Raw genomic sequence first — 14651 nt, 5'->3', positions numbered from 1 at the left:
CAGATCGTGATCAAGGAAGCGCGCATCTGCCTGCAACAGGCCAAGGACATGATCGTCGACTACATCGACGCCGATTGGGACCGCCAGCATCTGCAATCGCTGCCCGAACTGCTGACGCAGGTGCGCGGCGCGCTGGCGATGATTCCGCTGGCCCGCGCAGCGAGTCTGGTCGAGGCCTGCAACGGTTTCATTCGCGAGCATTTGATGCTCGATGCCCACGAACCGGGCTGGGAACAACTCGATCATCTGGCCGATGTGATCAGCAGTCTGGAGTATTACCTCGAACGCCTGAGCGACGACCCGCAGGCGCCCGCCGAGCATCTGCTCGATGTCGCGCAAAACAGTCTCGCCAGCCTCGGCTTCTTTGCCAACGAGCAGCCCGGCGAAGCGCAAGTGCCGGTGCTTGATGAGGTGCTCAGCCCCAGCGAAGCGCTGCTCATGCAGGATCTGCAAGCGCTCGACGACCCTGACGTCGTGCAGTCGCTGGCCGAAGTGCTGGCCAGCCCGCTGTCGGCGCTCAACCCGCCGGCGCGCAACAGCCCCGACAGCCTGATGCCGCCGCCAGCCGATGAAGAACCGGTCGACGATGAACTGCGCGAAGTGTTCCTGGAGGAGACCGACGAAGTCCTCGCGGTCCTCCACGAATACCTGCCGCGCTGGACCGCCAATCCCCAGGACCGCGCCGCGCTGACCGAACTGCGCCGGGCCTTTCACACCTTGAAGGGCAGCGGGCGCATGGTCCGCGCGTTGGTCCTCGGCGAACTGGCCTGGGCCGTGGAAAACCTGCTCAATCGCGTGCTCGAACAAAGCGTCGAGCCCGGCGCAGTGCTGCGCCAATTGCTCGGCGACACCGTGTTGCTGCTGCCCGAGCTGATCAATGAATTCGCCACCCAGCGTCAGCGCCAGCGCAGCGATGTCGACCAACTCGCCGCCCGCGCCCACGCGTTGGCCAAAGGCGATGAGCCGCTGGCTGCCGAAGACACCGACGACGTCGCCGCGCTTGATCCGCTGCTGCTGGAAATCTTCCGCAAAGAAGCCGAAACCCACCTCGCCAGCCTCAACCGTTTCCTCGATCAGGCCGCCGAACAGGTGCCGTTGCCGGCCAGCGACGAACTGCAACGGGCGCTGCACACGCTCAAGGGCAGTGCCTCGATGGCCGGCGTATTGCCGATGGCCGAACTGGCGGCTTCGCTGGATCAACTGGCCCGCGAGTTCAAGGCGCATCAGTTGCCGCTGGATCTGGACGAGGTCGAACTGCTGCTCGAAGCCGAGGGCCTGTTCCGCGTCGGCCTGCGCCAGCTCAAACACGATCCGCTGGCGCCGATTGTCGGTGCGCAGTCGCTGATCAAACGCACCGAAGCGCTGCTCGCCGAGCGCCTGCAAGCCAGCTCCGATGGCGCTGACAGCGGCCTGCGCCTCAAGCGCGATCCGCAGCTGATCAACAACTTCCTCGCCCAAGGCATGGACATCCTCCTCGACGCCGAAAATCTTTTGCAGCGCTGGCAGCAGCACCCCGGCGAGCGCCAGGAACTCAGCGCCTTGCTCGATGAACTGACCACTCTGGGCGAAGGCGCGCATCTGGCCGATCTGCAGGCGGTCGATGGCCTCTGCGAAGCCTTGCTCGACCTGTATGGCGCGGTGGAAGAAAGCAGCCTGGCGGTCAGCGAGCGGTTTTTCCACGAAGCGCAACTGGCCCACGAAGCGCTGATCAATATGCTCGACGAACTCGCTGCCGGCCAGGAAATCACCCCGCAACCGGAGCGGATTCGCGCCTTGCAGGAACTGCTCGACGAAGGCCTCGACCCGGCGGCGATGGGCCTGATCCGCAGCAATGGCAGCCGCACCCTCGATATTCGCGAACTGGGCAGCGCCACCGCGCAATTGCAGCAATCGGTTGCCGCCCTTGAGCCTGACGACGAGATCGTCGAAATCTTCCTCGAAGAGGCGGTGGACATTCTCGACAGCGCCGGGCAAGCCTTGCAGCGCTGGCGCAAGGACCCGGACAACGCCGCGCCGCTGTCGTCATTGCAGCGCGACTTGCACACGCTGAAGGGCGGCGCGCGCATGGCCGAGGTCGAGGCCGTCGGCGACCTTGCCCAGGAACTGGAAAACCTCTACGAAGGGCTGGTCGATCGGCGCTACAACCACAGCGCCGCGCTCGAAGGTTTGTTGCAGCGCAGTCATGAGCGGTTGGCGCTGATGCTGGAGCAACTGCAAGCGCATCAAGCGCTGACTCCGGCGCAGGATCTGATCGACGCGATCCGTCAGTTGCGTCAGGGCCAGGCCGCCAGCGAATCATCCCCCGCAGCGGTCGAACACGACAACGCCGGGCATGATCCGGAACTGTTGGAAATCTTCCTCGAAGAAGGTTTCGACATCATCGAAAGCTCCGGCGCCGCGCTGTTGCGCTGGCAGGCCGAGCCGGGCAACCGTCAGGAAATCGAAACCCTGCTGCGCGATCTGCACACCCTCAAGGGCGGCGCGCGGATGGTCGAAATCGGCCCGATCGGCGACCTCGCCCATGAGCTGGAATTTCTCTACGAAAGCCTCTCCACCGGTGCGCTGCAACCGTCTGCCGAACTGTTTGCGCTGGTGCAGCGCGGCCATGACCGACTGGCGCAAATGCTCGATGGCGTGCGCGCCGGGCAACCGTGCCCGCCGGCCGATCGGCTGATCAGCGCGATCCAGAATTTCAGTCACCCGGTGCAGGTTGAAGCGCCGCCGGCGCCGGTCGCGGCACCGGTGGCTAAGCCCGAGGCTGCGCCACCGGCCGCCGATGTTGGCGCGGACATGGTCAAGGTTTCGTCCGAGCTGCTTGATGAACTGGTCAATCTGGCCGGGGAAACCTCGATCTTTCGTGGACGGATCGAGCAGCAAGTCAACGATGCGCAGATTGCTCTCAACGAGATGGAAACCACCATCGAGCGCATGCGCGATCAGTTGCGCCGCCTCGACACCGAAACCCAGGGACGCATTCTCAGCCGCCAGCAAGTCGATGGCGAACGCCTCGGTTACGAAGATTTCGATCCGCTGGAAATGGACCGCCATTCGCAGCTCCAGCAACTGTCGCGGGCGCTGTTCGAATCCGCCTCGGACCTGCTCGACCTCAAGGAAACCCTCGACCGCCGCAACCACGATGCGGAGAACCTGTTGCAGCAACAGGGGCGGATCAACACCGAATTGCAGGAAGGCCTGATGCGCACGCGCATGGTGCCGTTCGAACGCATGGTGCCGCGTCTGAAACGCATCGTTCGTCAGGTCGCCGAAGAGCTGGGCAAGGATGTCGCATTCGTCGTCGGCAACGCTGATGGCGAGATGGATCGCAACGTACTGGAGCGCATGGCCGCGCCGCTGGAACACATGCTGCGCAACGCCGTCGACCATGGCCTCGAATCTGCCGAGGTGCGATTGGCGGCGGGTAAACCGGCGCAAGGGCAGATCACCCTCGATCTGTCCCGCGAGGGCGGCGACATGGTTTTCGACATCCGCGATGACGGCGCCGGGGTGCCGCTGGAAGCCGTGCGGCGCAAGGCGATCAAACGCGGTCTGCTGGCGCCCGACGCCGAGATCAGCGACCGCGATGTGTTGCAGTTCATTCTCCAGCCGGGTTTCTCCACGGCGGAAAAGATCACCCAGATTTCCGGGCGTGGCGTCGGCATGGACGTGGTCCACGAAGAGGTGCGCCAACTCGGCGGCAGCATGAGCATCGATTCGGTGCCGGGGCAGGGCGTGCATTTCCGTATTCGCTTGCCGTTCACCGTGTCGGTCAACCGCGCGCTGATGGTGCAGTGCGCTGAGGATCAATACGCGATTCCGCTGAACACCATCGAAGGCATCGTGCGTGTGTTGCCGAATGATCTGGAAGGGCACTTCCGTCAGGATCCGCCGAGTTATCAATACGGCGGCCAGCGTTATGAGCTGTGCTATCTCGGCGAGCTGTTGAAGACTGCGCCACGGCCGAAACTGCTCGGGCAGAACCTGCCGGTGCCGGTGCTGCTGGTGCATTGCAACGACCGCCATGTTGCGGTGCTGGTCGACTCCATGGCCGGCACCCGCGAGATCGTGGTCAAGAGCCTTGGCCCGCAGTTCGCGGCGGTGCAGGGCGTGTCGGGGGCGACGATTCTCGGCGATGGCAGGGTGGTGTTGATTCTGGATCTGCTCGCACCGATCCGGGCGATGCAGGCGCGGCTGGCGCAAGAGCCGGCGCGCACGGAGATCGACAGCGAGCCGCACAAGCCGCTGCTGATCATGGTCGTCGATGACTCGGTGACGGTGCGCAAGGTCACCAGCCGTTTGCTCGAACGTCACGGCATGAACGTGCTGACCGCCAAGGACGGTGTCGATGCGATGCTGCTGCTCGAAGAGCACATGCCCGATCTGATGCTGCTCGACATCGAAATGCCGCGCATGGACGGCTTCGAAGTCGCCACCCAGGTGCGCGCCGACGAACGCCTGTGCCACTTGCCGATCATCATGATCACCTCGCGCACCGGGCAGAAACACCGCGACCGCGCCATGGCCATCGGCGTCAACGACTACCTCGGCAAGCCGTATCAGGAATCGGTGTTGCTGGAGAGCATCGCCCAGTGGAGCAAGAAACATGCATGAGCACCGGCACAACCCGCGCACCAGCCAGCTTACCGGGCTGCTGCTGCCGCTGGCCGATCGCAACCTGATCCTGCCGAATGTCGCCATCGCCGAGCTGATCGACTACCAGGCCAGCGCCTTCGATCTCGACACGCCGCCGTGGTACCTGGGCCGGGTAACGTGGCGCGAGCGGCAGATTCCGTTGATCAGTTTCGAATCGGCCTGCGGGCAGAAAATCGTCATCGGCGAACGGGCGCGGATCGTCATTCTGAATGCGCTGGGCGGCTTGCCCGACCTGAGATTCATCGCCCTGTTGGTGCAGGGGATTCCTCGGTCGTACAAGCTGGACAGTCAGTTGAGTTACGTGGATGTGCCGTTGTGTGCGCTGGAGCAGGCGGCGGTGCAGGTGGGCGAGCAGGTGGCGAAGGTGCCGGATTTGTTGGGGCTGGAGCAGTTACTGGTGGATGCGGGATTGGCCCGCTGATCCAAGGCTTGACTGATCGTTCCCACGCGCAGCAAAGGAATGCAGCCCGGGACGCTCCGCGTCCCATCAAGAGCCGAACGCGGAGCGTCCGTGGAGGCATTCCCACGCAGAGCGTGGGAACGATCAACATCAAGCCACGCCTGTGTTTAAAGACACCCGGTGTTACGCCGCACCAGCCTACAAATCCTTGCGCCGCTGCCTACGCCTGCGCCAGAATCCGCCGGCTTGTGCGCCCAGGGCTTGCTGCGTAACTTGGATCGGGTCACTGATTCCCAGTGATCGGGTTTAGCAGCCCGTGGTCAATCTGAGGTTGCACGAGCACCGTCAGCCAGGCTTCACGTCTGCACTTGATGGCGGCTGTGCGCAGGGCGCTTCGGCGCGCCGGCTTCCTTAGGTTCCCCGGTCTGCTAACCTGCGTTCAGCTGCCACCCCTTCTTTTAGCAGAGATGCGGTTGCGGCTTTATCCGGAACCTGAAGATGAAAAAACCATCGCCCAATCCGCCGGTAGCAAGTCCGGCATCGCCCTACCAATCCCCCGACTCAAAGAAATTTCACGACGCCGCCGAGCGTGCCCTCGACCATTACCTCGGCCCGCCCGCCGCTGACTTCATGGCCCCGCCGTACATCCCCAATACGCTGTACATGGCCAACCCCGAAGCCGACACCGAGTCCTTGCTGGCCGACGCCTGTGAAACCCTTGGTTCGGCGACAGTCATGTTGCACAACCACGCCGCCTCGGTGGACGGCTCACAGCGCAAGACCCTGCAGGGCATCGCGCAGATTGTCATGGTGGCGGAGATGGCGGTGAATCGCGTGCTGGACAAAATGGTGCCCACTGACTGAAAGCCCCTCACCCCAGCCCTCTCCCAGAGGGAGAGGGAGCCGACCGAGGTGTCTCGCGTCCTACATCGACCTGAATGACCGAGTCGATTATGGATTCACTACAACGGATTCAGGTCAGCGTCATTCCCAAGCATCCCCCAATCAGTCCCCTCTCACTCCGGGAGAGGGCCAGGGTGAGGGGCTGTTGATTTTTCATTTCTGGATTCACCACGGCTGGTTCAGGTCGGCGTCATTCCCAAGCATCCCCCTATCGGTTCCTTATCCCCCCGGGAGAGGGCTAGGGTGAGGGGCTGTTGATTTTTCGTTTCGGGATTCACCACGGCTGCCTCAGGTCGGCGTCATTTCCCAAGCATCCCCCTATCGGTTCCTTCTCCCCCCGGGAGAGGGCTAGGGTGAGGGGCTGTTGATTTTTCGTTTCGGGATTCACCACGGCTGCCTCAGGTCGGCGTCATTTCCCAAGCATCCCCCTATCGGTTCCTTCTCCCCCCGGGAGAGGGCTAGGGTGAGGGGCTGTTGATTTTTCGTTTCGGGATTTACCACGGCTGCTTCAGGTCGGCTTCGTTCCCAAGCATCCCCCAATCGGTTCCCTCTCCCTCCGGAAGAGGGCTAGGGTGAGGGTAGCTTTTGAACGTTACGCTCAGCGTAATGATTCACCACCCAGCTTGATTGATGCCCTCACCACACACGCCTAACTTGGCTCCACGACAGCGAACCCGTGGAGTGAGCATGACAACAACAATTTCCCCCGACTCGCGCTGGACGCGGCGGCGTGACGAGAAGCAGCGCCGGCTCGACAAGGTGCGCGGGCTGGCCGATGGCGCGGTGCTGCCCAGCGACAAGATCGTCGCCGCGCTCGAAGCGCTGATCCATCCCGGCGACCGTGTGGTGCTGGAAGGCAACAACCAGAAGCAGGCGGATTTCCTCTCGCGTTCGCTGGCCAAGGCCGACCCGGCCAAGCTCCACGATCTGCACATGATCATGCCCAGCGTCGGCCGCTCCGAGCACCTTGATCTGTTCGAACGCGGCATCGCCCGCAAGCTCGATTTCTCCTTCGCCGGCACCCAGAGCCTGCGCATCAGCCAGTTGCTCGAAGATGGCTTGCTCGAAGTCGGCGCCATTCACACGTACATCGAACTCTACGCCCGCCTCGTCGTGGACCTGATCCCCAACGTTGTGCTCTCGGCCGGTTTCATGGCCGACCGCGCCGGCAACATCTACACCGGCCCGAGCACCGAAGACACGCCGGCACTGATCGAACCGGCGGCGTTCAGCGATGGCATCGTCATCGTCCAGGTCAACCAATTGGTCGATGACGTCAGCGAACTGCCCCGCGTAGACATTCCCGCTTCATGGGTCGATTTCGTCGTGGTCGCCGACAAGCCGTTCTACATCGAACCGCTGTTCACCCGCGACCCACGGCACATCAAGCCTGTGCACGTGCTGATGGCGATGATGGCGATTCGCGGGATCTACGAAAAACACAACGTGCAGTCGCTCAACCACGGCATTGGTTTCAACACCGCCGCCATCGAACTGATCCTGCCGACCTACGGCGAATCCCTCGGCCTGAAAGGCAAGATCTGCCGCAACTGGACTCTCAACCCGCACCCGACGCTGATTCCGGCGATCGAAAGCGGCTGGGTCGAGAGCGTGCATTGCTTCGGTACCGAACTGGGCATGGAAAACTACATCGCCGCTCGGCCCGATGTGTTCTTCACTGGCCGCGACGGTTCGCTGCGCTCCAACCGCATGGTCTGCCAACTCGCCGGGCAATACGCGGTGGATCTGTTTATCGGCGCGACGCTGCAAGTCGATGGCGACGGCCATTCCTCGACGGTGACCCGAGGCCGTCTGGCCGGTTTCGGTGGTGCGCCGAACATGGGTCATGATCCGCGCGGCCGCCGTCACGGCACTCCGGCGTGGCTGGACATGCGCCATGCCGATGGGCCGCAACCGATGCTCGAACGTGGCAAGAAACTCGTGGTGCAAATGGTCGAGACCTTCCAGGAGGGCGGCAAACCGACCTTCGTCGAAACCCTCGACGCCGTGGAGGTGGCGAAGAAAAGCGGCATGCCGCTGGCGCCGATCATGATCTACGGCGACGACGTTACCCACCTGCTCACCGAAGAAGGCATTGCCTACCTGTACAAGGCGCGCTCGCTGGAAGAGCGGCAGGCGATGATCGCCGCAGTCGCCGGGGTTACCGCCATCGGCCTGCGGCACAACCCGAAAGACACCGAGCGCATGCGCCGCGAAGGCCTGATCGCTTTGCCCGAAGACCTCGGCATCCGCCGCACCGACGCCACCCGCGAATTGCTCGCGGCGAAAAGCGTCGCCGATCTGGTCGAGTGGTCCGGCGGCCTGTACAACCCGCCCGCCAAATTCAGGAGCTGGTAATGCACGCATTCAACCTGCAAGCGAAACCGCTGTCCCTGGCTGACCGCTTGGCCGATCTGGCGGTGGACGCGCTGATCGACGAAGCCGATCTGTCGCCGAAACCGGCGCTGGTCGACCGTCGTGGCAACGGCGCGCACACCGATCTGCACCTGGGCCTGATGCACGCGTCGGCGCTGGCATTGTGGCCGGCATTCAAGGAAATGGCCGAGGCCGCACAAACCATTGGCGAAGTCGGCTTACCGTTACGCGAAGCGATTGGCCGGATCGGTCGGGAAGGCGAGCAAGCCATGCTCGCGACGACCAACGGCGTCAACACGCATCGCGGCGCGATCTGGGCGCTGGGATTATTGGTGACGGCCGCAGTGTTGCAACCGAAATCCACTGTCGCGCTTTGTGCCGCACGTTTGGCACTGCTGGACGACCGCTACGCACCAAAGCCGTTAAGCCACGGCGCCCAAGTGGCCCATCGTTACGGCGCACGGGGTGCTCGCGAAGAGGCGCAACTGGGCTTCCCGTCCGTGCTGCAACGCGGCCTGCCGCAACTGCACAAAAGTCGCGCCAACGGTCACGGCGAACAGAACGCCCGGCTCGATGCGTTGCTGGCGATCATGACCGAGCTGGCTGACACCTGCGTGCTTTACCGCGCCGGGGAACCGGGCCTGCACGCCATGCAGGCCGGCGCGCAAGCGGTGCTCGATGCCGGCGGCAGCGCCAGCCTCAGCGGTCGTCGGCGCCTGCACGAACTGGATCAACAACTCATCGCATTGAATGCCTCGCCCGGTGGCGCCGCCGACCTGCTCGCCGCCACGCTGCTGCTCGATCGTATCGAGCGCGACGGCATCTCTCAGGGAGCGTTTTGATGGAAAACCTATCGTTTGAATTCCCCGCCGGGCAGCCGCCACGCGGGCGTGCGCTGGTCGGTTGTGTCGGTTCGGGTGATCTGGAAGTGCTGATCGAACCGGGTCTGGCCGGCAAACTGACGATCAACGTGCAGACCTCGGTCAACGGCGCGCACCAGCGCTGGCAGCACCTGTTTGCGCGGATGTTCGACGGCACCACGCCGCCAGCGATGGCCATCGATATCCACGATTTCGGCGCGACGCCGGGGGTGGTGCGCTTGCGTCTGGAACAGGGTTTCGAGGAGATCGGCCATGACTGACAGCGCAGCGTTGCTCAACAAACACAGTTTCGTCGAACTCGGTGCGCGGCAGCGGGCGCAAGCCTTGCTCGACGCCGGGACCTTTCGCGAACTGCTCGATCCGTTTCAACGGGTCATGTCGCCGTGGCTCGAGCGCCAGGGCGTAGTGCCGCAAGCCGACGACGGGGTGATCATCGCCAAGGGCCGCCTCGACGGTTTGCCAGTGGTCATCGCAGCGATTGAAGGTGCGTTTCAGGGCGGCAGCCTTGGCGAAGTCGGCGGGGCGAAGATTGCCGGTGCGCTGGAACTGGCTGCCGATGACAACCGCAACGGCATCGCCACCCGCGCCGTATTGCTGCTGGAAACCGGTGGCGTGCGCTTGCAGGAAGCCAATCTCGGTCTGGCGGCGATTGCCGATATTCACGCGGCGATTGTCGATTTGCAGCAATACCAACCGGTGGTCGGCGTGGTCGCCGGCAGTGTCGGTTGCTTCGGCGGCATGTCGATTGCTGCGGCGCTGTGCAGTTATTTGCTGGTGACCCAGGAAGCACGCCTCGGTCTGAACGGCCCGCAAGTCATCGAGCAGGAAGCCGGGATCGAGGAATACGACTCCCGCGACCGGCCATTCATCTGGAGCCTGACCGGCGGCGAACAGCGTTTCCACAGTGGTCTGGTGGATCGTTATGTCGCCGATGACGTGGCGCAAATTCGTCAGCAGGTCGGCCAACTGCTCCAGCAAGGCCTGCCGGCACAGCCGCGCAGTCAACGCGCCGAGTGGTTCCTGCAACGCCTCGGCAAGCTGAACACTGACCTGCAAATCGAACCGTCGGTGGTTCGCGATCTGTATCAAGGAGAGCGCTCATGAGCGGTTATTCATTGCGCGGCTTGCACTGGTTCAATGCGCTCAGCGCTGGGGCCAGGGTCGTCGAAGGTTTGCCGCCGTCGTTGAAAGCCGCCGACGCTGAGCTCGGCCGCTTTATCGCCGTGGTCGCCGACCCGGACAATCGTTTTCCCCGCGCCCGCAACGGCGAGGTCGGTCTGCTCGAAGGCTGGGGGCTGGCCAAGGCTGTGGATGACGCGATCAGTGCCGACCGCGACAGCGCACAGAAGCGCCCGATCATCGCCATTGTCGATGTGCCGAGCCAGGCGTATGGCCGCCGCGAAGAAGCCCTCGGCATTCATCAGGCCCTGGCCGGCGCGGCGGACAGTTATGCCCGTGCGCGTCTGGCCGGGCATCCGGTGATTGCGCTGCTGGTGGGCAAGGCCATGTCCGGTGCATTTCTAGCCCACGGTTATCAGGCCAATCGCCTGATTGCTTTGCGCGATCCCGGCGTGATGGTGCACGCGATGGGCAAGGCTTCGGCGGCGCGGGTCACCTTGCGCAGTGTCGAGGAACTGGAAGCGCTGGCCGCCAACGTGCCGCCGATGGCCTATGACATCGACAGCTACGCCAGCCTTGGTCTGCTCTGGGAAACCCTCTCGGTGCAGCAGATTGAACAGCCGACAGAGGAAGATCTGACGCGCGTGACTGAGTGCCTGAAGCAAGCGATCAGCGATGTGACCAGCACTGATTTGAAAGGGCGCCTTGGTGCGAGCAATCGTGCCGCCTCCAGCAAAGTCCGCGAGTTGCTGAGGGCGCAGTGGTGAACCTGCCCCTGGCCCATGATCTGCTCTGGGGCATGACCCCAGCGCAGTTGCCGGCGGATGCGCCGCAGTGGGCGATCGCGGCGCTGGCGGCCGGGCACCCGGTAGTGGTGAGGCGGGCGCTGAGTGCTGACGGTTTTGTCGCGGTCGGCGTGCGCGGTGTGTTGCGTGAACAACGGCTGGCGACGTTTATGCCGCTCGATTCGATTGCCTGTCGGGTCAGTCCCGAAGCCCTTTGTCAGGTTGAGTGCGAGCGAGATCTGCCGGTGATGCAGGCGCTCAAACAACTGCGGCCGATGCTCGATGACTGCGGTTGGGTCTGGGGTGTCAGCGGCAGTGTCGGGTTTGAATTGGCCAGTGGTTTTGCAGCGATGCACGCGGCCAGTGATCTCGATCTGATTCTGCGTGCGCCGCAGATGATCACGCGCAATCAGGCATGCAAACTCGTGGCGCTTTTCGATCAGGCCGTGTGCCGGGTCGACATGCAATTGCAGACCCCATTCGGCGCTGTGGCCTTGCGGGAATGGGCCAGCGGTTCGGCCCGAGTGCTGCTGAAAAATGCTTATCAGGCCTGTCTGGTGACGGATCCGTGGAACCCGCGGGAGCAGGCAGCGTGAGCAGTCTGCTGGTGTTTCCCGGCCAGGGCGCGCAGCAAGCCGGCATGCTCCAGCGTTTGCCTCGGGAAACGCTGGTCGAGGCCAGCGATGTGCTGGGCGAAGATGTTTTGCAGCTTGATTCAGCCGAGGCATTGCGCACGACCAGAGCGGTTCAGCTGTGCCTGCTGATCGCCGGTGTCGCTGCTTCGCGGCAGTTATTGCAGGATGAACTGAGCGCGGATTACGTCGCCGGCCTGTCCATCGGCGCCTACCCGGCAGCAGTGGTGGCGGGAGCCTTGAGTTTCAGCGATGCGCTGCATCTGGTCAGCCTGCGCGGTGAGCTGATGCAGCAGGCTTATCCACAGGGCTACGGCATGACCGCGATCATCGGATTGCAGTTATCCACCGTCGAAACGCTGCTGGCGCAAGTGCACAGCGAAGATGCGCCGGTGTATCTGGCCAATATCAACGCCGATAACCAAGTGGTCATCGCCGGCAGCGACAAGGCCATGCACGCGGTGGCCGAACTGGCGCGCAGTCGCGGCGCCGGAGTGGCGAAGCGGCTGGCGGTGAGCGTGCCGTCGCATTGCCCATTGCTGGAAAAATCAGCGCAGGCGCTTGCCGAGGCCTTCGCCAAGGTTGAACTGAAGAACCCGAAAATCGCTTATCTGAGCGGCAGTCGCGCGCGGCCTGTGAGCAAAGTCGAAGCGCTGCGCGATGACCTCGCTTTCAACATGTGCCGCGTGGTGGACTGGCGCGGCACCGTGCAAAGCGCCTACGAGCGCGGCGTGCGTCTACAAATCGAACTGCCGCCCGGTGCGGTGCTGACCGGGCTGGCGCGCCGGGTGTTCGAGCAGGGCACCGTCACTGCCTTCGACAGTGCCCGCCTCGATACCCTGCAAGCGCTGTTGCGCGAGGAGGGTGGCCGCCAACTCTAAAACCGCCGCGACTCAAGCTTCGAACAACAAAAACAACATTCGACGATGCACTTTGAGGACTACAACAATGATTATTTACGGTGTGGCGTTTCTCGCCTTTTGCACGCTGGTCGGTATCTGGGTCGGTGAATTGCTCGGCAAGCTGATCGGCGTGCCGGCCAACGTCGGTGGCGTCGGCATTGCGATGCTGCTGTTGATCGGCCTGGGCAGCTATCTCTATAAGAGCGGCTGGCTCAAGGGCAAGACCGAGCAGGGCGTGGAGTTCTGGAGCGCGATCTACATTCCCATCGTGGTCGCCATGGCCGCACAGCAGAATGTCTACGGTGCGCTGAAGGGCGGGCCGATGGCGATTCTTGCCGGCACCCTCGCCGTAGTGATCGCTTTTGCCCTGGTGCCGGTGCTGACGCGCATGGGCAACAAGCAAGAAACGCCGATTGCTCCTGCCAAGACTGCGGGGTGATCGCCATGTACGAATCAATGATGAAAGTGATCACCGGCTACGGTCTGATCAGCGGCTTTTTGATTGTCGGCCTGACCATGTGGGTGTCCTACTGGATGTCCAATACCTTCACCAAGGGCCGTCTGCACGGTTCGGCGATTGCGATTCTGCTTGGGCTGGTGCTGTCGTATATCGGCGGCGCACTCACCGGTGGGCAAAAAGGCGTGGTGGATATTCCCCTCTTGTCCGGCATCGGCCTGCTCGGCGGTGCGATGCTGCGGGATTTCGCGATTGTGGCGACGGCGTTTGGCGTCAGTGTCGATGAGCTCAAACGCGCCGGACTCGTCGGTGTGCTGGCGCTGTTTGTCGGCGTTGGTACCTCGTTCGTCGCCGGCGTCGGCGTGGCGATGGCGTTCGGCTACACCGATGCGGTGAGCCTGACCACCATTGGCGCCGGTGCGGTGACCTACATTGTAGGCCCGGTGACCGGCGCGGCGATTGGTGCCACTTCCGAGGTGATGGCGCTGTCGATTGCGGCGGGGCTGATCAAGGCGATTCTGGTGATGGTGATGACACCGTTCGTGGCGCCGATGATCGGCCTGAACAATCCGCGCAGCGCGGTGATTTTCGGTGGCTTGATGGGCACCTCCAGCGGCGTTGCCGGGGGCCTGGCGGCCACGGATCCGAAGCTGGTGCCGTATGGTTGCCTGACGGCGGCGTTCTACACCGCGCTTGGGTGTCTGCTGGGGCCTTCGCTGCTGTTTCTGGCGATGCGCGGGTTGATGGGTTAGTCAATTTAAGCTGCCCTCACCCTAACCCTCTCCCGGAGGGAGAGGGGACTGACCGAGTTGTTCTGGCGTTATACATCGACCTGAAATTTCTAAGTCGAACTCAGGTTCTGAAAAAGCCCCCGATCTGCTCCCTTTCCCCCTCTACCCCTTGGGGGAGAGGGCTGGGGTGAGGGGGTCGCTCTTGATTTTGATCTTGATCTAAAACCCGGCCTGGCGATTGGCATACATCCGACACTCTGCCAGCAACGCCAGCAGATTCGGATCACGCTCCTTGGCCTTGAGAAACACCACGCCAATGTGCTGCTGCAAGCGGTACTTCTCCTGCAACGGAATCAGCTTCACCCGATTCTCGTACACCGCCGCAATCCGCCCCGGCAACAAGGCGTACCCCACCCCTGAGCTGACCATGCTCAGCAAAGTGAAGATGTCATTGACCTGCATCGCCACCTTCGGCTCGAACCCCGCCTGCTTGAACACCCGCACACCGTCCTGATGGGTGGCGAAGCCCTGGGTCAGGGTGATGAAGGTTTCATCGCGCACTTCCGCCAGATCGACTTCACTGCGCTGAGCGAATTTTGAATCGGCCGGGGTGGCGAGGAAGATGTCGTCGGAGAACAGCGCAATCTGTTCGCAATCCGGATCGTTGATGCTGTCGTCCAGCGACACCAGAATCGCGTCGACTTCCATGTTTTTCAGCTTGTAGAGCAGGTCGATGTTCGAGCCGAGGATCAGGTCGATGTTGAGTTCGCTGCGGCGGATTTTCAGGCCCATGATCAGCTGTGGCACCGTCTTCA

General features: G+C 63.0%; 13 protein-coding genes. 12 read left to right on the top strand and 1 reads right to left on the bottom strand.

The window, feature by feature from the left end; genetic code table 11:
- From D8U61_RS20620 to madM, 12 genes are all read left to right on the top strand, one after another.
- The coding region (locus D8U61_RS20620) for an Hpt domain-containing protein (protein WP_130927557.1) at positions 1-4608 on the top strand (4608 nt) is incomplete at its 5' end.
- The gene (locus D8U61_RS20615; protein WP_130927556.1) at positions 4601-5071 is read left to right on the top strand and encodes a chemotaxis protein CheW; all 471 of its coding nucleotides are present in this window, start codon (positions 4601-4603) and stop codon (positions 5069-5071) included. The genes D8U61_RS20620 and D8U61_RS20615, both read left to right, overlap by 8 nt.
- A gap of 477 nt (positions 5072-5548) precedes the next feature.
- A complete protein-coding gene (locus D8U61_RS20610; protein ID WP_130927555.1) occupies positions 5549-5914 on the top strand; it encodes a hypothetical protein in 366 nt (121 codons plus the stop codon).
- Positions 5915-6640: 726 nt separating this feature from the next.
- Positions 6641-8311 carry a malonate decarboxylase subunit alpha gene (mdcA, locus tag D8U61_RS20605; protein WP_016772750.1) on the top strand — a complete coding sequence of 557 codons (1671 nt, stop codon included), beginning with the start codon at positions 6641-6643 and terminating at the stop codon, positions 8309-8311.
- Positions 8311-9171, top strand: a complete 861-nt coding sequence (locus D8U61_RS20600) for a triphosphoribosyl-dephospho-CoA synthase (RefSeq protein ID WP_130927554.1) — start codon at positions 8311-8313, stop codon at positions 9169-9171. Before mdcA ends, D8U61_RS20600 begins: the two co-directional genes overlap by 1 nt.
- The gene (locus D8U61_RS20595) at positions 9171-9470 is read left to right on the top strand and encodes a malonate decarboxylase subunit delta (RefSeq protein WP_130927553.1); all 300 of its coding nucleotides are present in this window, start codon (positions 9171-9173) and stop codon (positions 9468-9470) included. The genes D8U61_RS20600 and D8U61_RS20595 overlap by 1 nt, the downstream gene beginning before the upstream one ends.
- The gene (locus D8U61_RS20590; protein WP_130927552.1) at positions 9463-10314 is read left to right on the top strand and encodes a biotin-independent malonate decarboxylase subunit beta; all 852 of its coding nucleotides are present in this window, start codon (positions 9463-9465) and stop codon (positions 10312-10314) included. The genes D8U61_RS20595 and D8U61_RS20590 overlap by 8 nt, the downstream gene beginning before the upstream one ends.
- Complete coding sequence (gene mdcE, locus D8U61_RS20585) at positions 10311-11096, top strand: biotin-independent malonate decarboxylase subunit gamma (protein ID WP_130927551.1); 786 nt, start codon at positions 10311-10313, stop codon at positions 11094-11096. Before D8U61_RS20590 ends, mdcE begins: the two co-directional genes overlap by 4 nt.
- Positions 11090-11710: a malonate decarboxylase holo-ACP synthase gene (locus tag D8U61_RS20580; RefSeq protein ID WP_130927550.1), complete on the top strand. Its 621-nt coding sequence runs from the start codon at positions 11090-11092 to the stop codon at positions 11708-11710. The genes mdcE and D8U61_RS20580 overlap by 7 nt, the downstream gene beginning before the upstream one ends.
- Entirely contained in the window at positions 11707-12627 is a 921-nt protein-coding gene (mdcH, locus tag D8U61_RS20575) for a malonate decarboxylase subunit epsilon (protein ID WP_130927549.1), read from the top strand. Before D8U61_RS20580 ends, mdcH begins: the two co-directional genes overlap by 4 nt.
- Before the next feature lie 67 nt (positions 12628-12694).
- A complete protein-coding gene (gene madL / locus D8U61_RS20570) occupies positions 12695-13087 on the top strand; it encodes a malonate transporter subunit MadL (protein ID WP_016772756.1) in 393 nt (130 codons plus the stop codon).
- 5 nt (positions 13088-13092) lie between these two features.
- A complete protein-coding gene (gene madM / locus D8U61_RS20565; protein ID WP_110644718.1) occupies positions 13093-13857 on the top strand; it encodes a malonate transporter subunit MadM in 765 nt (254 codons plus the stop codon).
- 198 nt (positions 13858-14055) lie between these two features.
- Here the strand turns inward: madM and D8U61_RS20560 are convergent.
- On the bottom strand, positions 14056-14651 hold a 596-nt coding region (locus D8U61_RS20560), incomplete at its 5' end, for a LysR substrate-binding domain-containing protein (protein WP_241663638.1).

Origin of the sequence: Pseudomonas sp. Sample_14, from assembly GCF_004307515.1 — a bacterium.
Taxonomy (GTDB): Bacteria; Pseudomonadota; Gammaproteobacteria; order Pseudomonadales; family Pseudomonadaceae; genus Aquipseudomonas; species Aquipseudomonas atacamensis.
The sequence above is the reverse complement of the archived record's forward strand: the minus strand, read 5'-3'. Positions and strand labels throughout refer to the sequence as shown.